Consider the following 5,219-nt stretch of genomic DNA (forward strand, 5'->3'; position numbering starts at 1 on the left):
CCCACGGCCGGAAGGGTCAGCACACCGCTGCGCAGGGTACGGCCATCGGCCGTCACGCTGTAATCCGCCTGAAGATGTTCAAGCGTCATAAAAGTCATACTTGTTCGTGATACGGATGCGGCCTGACTTCCGCCCACTCCACACGAACCGGCTCAATGATTTTTTTGATTCGATCAATCCAGGCGACCGGCGTGCGGTCGGGGAAGATCAGGCCGTCGAGACAAAAGTTTCCGTTGTTCAGCACGTCGCCGTAGTCGCCGCCGTAGGCGTAATCGTCACGCCCGTCGGCCGTGCGTCTGCGCAGGCCGTGATCGATCCATTCCCAGACGAAACCTCCCTGCAGGCGGGGAAACTTCTCGAAGGTATCGAAATACGCCCGCAGCCCGCCGGGTCCGTTGCCCATCGCATGGGCGAACTCACACAGAATATGCGGCTTCGGATGGTCCGTCAGGTTCCCAAAGCCCTCCATCTTCTCGACGGAGGAATACATCGTGCTGACGACGTCACATACTTCCGCCTCCCGGTCTTCTTCGTAATGCACGAGGCGCGTCGGATCGTTCGCCTTGCACCACTCGGACATGGCGCGGAAGTTGCAGCCGAAGCCCGACTCGTTGCCGAGCGACCAGAAGATGACGGAAGGATGGTTGTGGTCGCGCTCCACCATGCGCCGGACGCGGTCGACATAAGCTTCCGTCCAGGCGGGATCGTCGCTCAGGCGCGAAATGTTCCCGAGCGGCTCAAACCCGTGCGTCTCCAGATCTGTCTCCTCCATCACGTACAGCCCGTATTCGTCACAAAGTTCATAGAACCGCGGATCGTTCGGATAATGGGCCGTTCTGACGGCGTTGATATTGTGGCGCTTCATCATCAGGATGTCTTCCCGCATCGTAGACAAAGTCACGGTGCGGCCGGTATCCGGGTGATGGTCGTGCCGGTTGACTCCTTTGAGCAGGATCGCCTTGCCATTTACGAAGAATCTGCCGTCTTTCACTCACCTGCCGGAATCCTACCCGCTGCGCGATGATCTCGGTCTGATTCCCGCGCGCGTCCGTTACCATGATCAGTAAATGGTACAGTGCAGGATGTTCTGCGCTCCACAAAGCCGGATGAGCGACGGGCAGGCGGACATCCAAGGTACTGGAGCCGTTTGGCACCGCTTCATTAGCAGAGGCAGCTTCCTGCCCCGCAGGGTCCAGCAGCCGCAGCGCGACGCCTCCGTCCGGTTCAACCCCTTCCAGGTCAAGCCGAACGTTCAGTACCCCCTGCTCAAACTTTGGGTCCAGCTCGGTAACCACCCGGTAATCGGCGACGCGGATCGAGGCGGGCTCGGCGATCAGGTAGACGTCCCTGAAGATGCCGCTCAGCCACCACATGTCCTGGTCCTCCAAATAACTGCCGTCCGACCATTGATACACGCGGACGGCCAGACGGTTGACGCCAGGCTGCAAATAAGGCGTAAGGTCAAACTCCGAAGTCAGCCGGCTTCCCTGGCTGTAACCGACGAACGATCCGTTCAGCCACACATGGAAGGCGCTGTCCACGCCGTCGAATTTGACGGTGATCCGCCGCCCCTGCCAATAGGGCGGCATCTCGAATTCCCGGACGTAGCTGCCCGTTGGATTATCATTGGGTACCCGGGGCGGATCCACCGGGAACGGGTAGTCCAGGTCCGTATAATGCGGACTGCCGTACCCCTGCAGCTGCCAGTGACCCGGCACCCGAATGTCCGCCCAGTCCCAGCCGACCAGCGCTTCTTCTCGAAAATCGTCCGGCGCCAGCTCGGGCCTGCGTGCATAGTGAAATTTCCAAATGCCGTTCAGCGATTGAAACCAAGGCGAGCTTCCGCGGTCGCCGCTCAAGGCCCCTTCGGCGTCCGCATATGGGATGAAATAGGCTCTGCCTTTCATCCGGCTTTTTTCCAGTACGGCGAAGTCGTCCCAATCCCGGGGTATGTTCGTGTTGTGCATGCTTTCCCTTCCTTTCTCTCTGGATGCGTCTCATCACTTGATCGAGTGAAGCATCAACCTTTGATGCCGGTGCTCGCAATGCCTCCGACGATATAGCGCTGCGCGAAGAAAAAGATGGCGAGCGGCGGAATGGAAATCAGGCAGGTGATCGCCATAATGGACTGCATATCGACGCCGTACATGCCCTTGAACTGCGACAAGCCCAGCGTCAGCGTATATTTGGTCTGGTCGTTCAGAAAAATGAGCGGTCCGAGGTAATCGTTCCAGCAGTTCATCATCTGGAACACCGCCACCAGGATGAGCGACGGCCCCATCAAAGGCACGATCACTCGCATCAGCACGGTAAGCTTGCCGGCCCCGTCAATCGTTGCAGCTTCATCTAATTCCCGCGGTAATGTCATGATGAATTGGCGCAGCAAAAAGATAAAGTATGCAGAGCCGAACCAGGACGGAACGATCAGCGGCTTGAGCGTGTTGATCCACCCCAAATAATTGAACTCCATATACTGCGGGATCATCGTCACTTCCCACGGAATCATCATTGTGGCCAGCACGATCAGAAACAGCAGGTTGCGTCCCTTGAATTCGAAGCGGGCGAAGCCGTAAGCCACAAGCGTGCAGGATACCAGCTGGCCGAGGGTGGAGAGCACTGTGACGATCAGCGTGTTTTTCAAAAACAGGTTAAAGGGCTGAATATTCCAGGCATCCGCAAAGTTGCTGAACCGGAAGACGGACGGAATCCATTTGGGCGGAAACAGGTACAGTTCCTGCGGAGACTTGAGCGCTGTCGTAATGGCCCAGAACAATGGCGCGATAAAGAGCAGAGACAAGAGGATCAGCGCAAGATAGCTCAGCGTCTTTTTCATCCTACCCTCCCTCCTTTCGCCGGCTTCGGCTTCTTCTGCGGTCCGCGCTTCATTTCGCCTTCGTAGAACACCCACGCTTCCGACGACTTGAACACTAGGAACGTCAGCGTCAGCACGATCAGGAACATGAACCAGGCGTTGGCGGCGGAGTAGCCCATTTTGAAATATTTAAATGCGTTCTCATACATGTACATCGCGTAAAAATACGTCGCCTTCATCGGTCCCCCGCCCGTCAGGAGCAGCGCCAGCGTCAACTGCTGGAACGCCGCGATAATCGACGTGATCAGGTTGAACAGAATCGTCGGGGTGATCATCGGAACCGTGACGCTGACAAACTGCCGAAGCTTGCCTGCGCCGTCGATGGAGGCCGATTCGTAGAGATCCTTCGGGATGCCTTTGAGCCCCGCCAGAAAAATGAGCATCATCGAGCCCTGTCCCCATAAACTCGCGACGACCATGGCGACCAGCGACCATTTGGTGTCGTTCAGCCAATCCGGCCCCTGAATCCCGAAGATCGACAGGAAGTAGTTCAGGATGCCGTAATCGCCGCTGTATACCCAGGACCAGATCATGGCCAGCGCCACACCCGAAATAACGGACGGGAGGTAGAACGCCGTGCGGAAAATCGCGCTGCCCCGAACCTTCTGGTTGAGCAGCATCGCAAGCCCGAGGGCGACAATGATGTTCAGCGGCACGAACAGCACGGCGAATTTCAGCGTCACCATCAGCGATTTCCAGAACAGCGGATCGTCGGTAAACATTTCCACGTAGTTGCCAAGCCCGATAAACGTCACTTTGCCGACGATCGGCCAGTCAAAGAACGAAATGACGAGCGAAAACAGCAGCGGTCCCAGCGTGAAAACCAGAAAGCCGAATATCCACGGAAAAATGAAGAGGTAGGGGGCAGCCCCACCCCGTCTGCGTTTCTTCAAGGCCTTGAGGGCGGCTGACTGTTCCCGTGCCGGGTGGAGGTAGGTTTGAGCCATCTCAAAAACCTTCTTTCTTCAGGTATTATTTCATGTAGCGCTCGCTGTCCTTTACGGCCTGGTTCAGCACATCCTGGGCATTGCTGCCGTGCATGACCGATTCCACCGCGGCGGAGAGCTGCCGGTTAACCTCATTCCACTTCGGATTCAGCAGGAACGCCGGGGTGTTGTCCGAACGCTCCAGCATCGTGTAATACGGCTTGTAGAGCGGATCCTGGTCCTTTTTCAGCTCGGTCACGACGCTTTGCCGCACCGGAAGGTCGGCAACCCGCATTTTGATTGACGCATCGGATACGTAGAACTTGATGAATTCCCAGGCCAGATCCTTCTGCTTGGAATCCTTCGCGATCGACAGCGCCGATTCAGCCAGCACGCCTTTGACCGGTTTGCCCGGGAAGGCCGGCATTTCAACCGTGCCTACATCGACCCCTGCCTGACGGAATGATTCCAGCGGCCAGATGCCGCTTTCCCACATGGCGATTTTGCCTGCCTTGAAAATGTCGTCGCCGCTCTGCTGCCCCTTTCCGCCGGTCAGCACGGCCGAGCCGTTTTTCACCATGTCGCCGAACATCTGGATCGCCTCTGCGGTTTCCTTGCTGTTCATGTAGCCGTCGATCGTCTTGCCATCAGGAGAAATGAACGAGCTCCCGTTGCTCCATACGAACCCCTGCAGATCGTAAGTGTCGTTCTCCGCGCGGACGCCGAAGCCGTACTGCTTCTTGGATTTGTCCGTCAGCTTTCCGGCCATCTCCTGGAATTCGGGCCAGGTCCAGCCGTCCTTCGGATGCGGCACGCCCGCCTCATCAAACAGCTTCTTGTTGTAATACACCACCCGCGTCGTAAAGCCCGCCGGAATGCCGTACAAGGTACCGTCGATTTTGCCGTAATTGAACAGGCCCTTGTAGAAGTCGTCAATATTTAAATCCTTGTCTTTATCCGCATAGCTGTCCAGCGGCTCCAGCGACTGGTGGTACGTCGGAAAATCCCACATGTACATCACGTCGGGCGGATTGGCGGCGCCGAAGCCTGCGGCGAGCTTCTGATCAAAGCCGTCCGCGTATGCCTCCACCTGCACCTTCGTGCCCGGATGGCTCTCTTCGAACTTCTTGGCGATGTCCTGCTCAATTTTGAGCGCATCCCCCGTATCCCAAGTGGCAAAGCGGAGCGTCTTCTCCGATCCGGAACCGCCGCCCTGGCCGGCCGTTTCGGCCTTGCCCCCGCTGCCGCCGCAGGCCGACAGTGACATCATCAACGCCGCTGCAAGAACGATAAGTGAAACCTGTTTTTTCATATTGTCAGCTCCTCTCGCGAATGAGGCATCTCATTTTTGAACCGCTTTCATCGTAACGCTTTTGAAAGCGTTTCAAAACGTGTGTTCATCGGCAATTTGGCGTCTTTTT

4 protein-coding genes and 1 pseudogene are annotated in these 5,219 nt (G+C 57.1%); all 5 read right to left on the minus strand.

What is annotated here, in order from left to right; translation table 11 throughout:
• Window positions 1–94 precede the first annotated feature (94 nt).
• The gene (locus CPT76_RS41190; RefSeq protein ID WP_308737506.1) at window positions 95–991 is read right to left on the minus strand and encodes a glycoside hydrolase family 2 TIM barrel-domain containing protein; all 897 of its coding nucleotides are present in this window, start codon (window positions 989–991) and stop codon (window positions 95–97) included.
• A 67-nt stretch (window positions 992–1,058) separates the two neighbouring features.
• Window positions 1,059–1,967 (minus strand): annotated as a pseudogene (locus tag CPT76_RS41195) (sugar-binding domain-containing protein); the annotation flags it as partial.
• A gap of 53 nt (window positions 1,968–2,020) precedes the next feature.
• Window positions 2,021–2,833: a carbohydrate ABC transporter permease gene (locus CPT76_RS03415; protein WP_105441930.1), complete on the minus strand. Its 813-nt coding sequence runs from the start codon at window positions 2,831–2,833 to the stop codon at window positions 2,021–2,023.
• Window positions 2,830–3,819 (minus strand): carbohydrate ABC transporter permease, encoded by a 990-nt coding sequence (locus tag CPT76_RS03420; RefSeq protein ID WP_076175657.1) that lies wholly within the window; start codon window positions 3,817–3,819, stop codon window positions 2,830–2,832. Before CPT76_RS03420 ends, CPT76_RS03415 begins: the two co-directional genes overlap by 4 nt.
• A 25-nt stretch (window positions 3,820–3,844) precedes the next feature.
• A complete protein-coding gene (locus CPT76_RS03425; protein WP_105441931.1) occupies window positions 3,845–5,110 on the minus strand; it encodes an ABC transporter substrate-binding protein in 1,266 nt (421 codons plus the stop codon).
• Window positions 5,111–5,219 lie beyond the last annotated feature (109 nt).

This window comes from Paenibacillus sp. AR247 (genome assembly GCF_002968895.1).
Lineage (GTDB): Bacteria > Bacillota > Bacilli > Paenibacillales > Paenibacillaceae > Paenibacillus_AQ > Paenibacillus_AQ favisporus.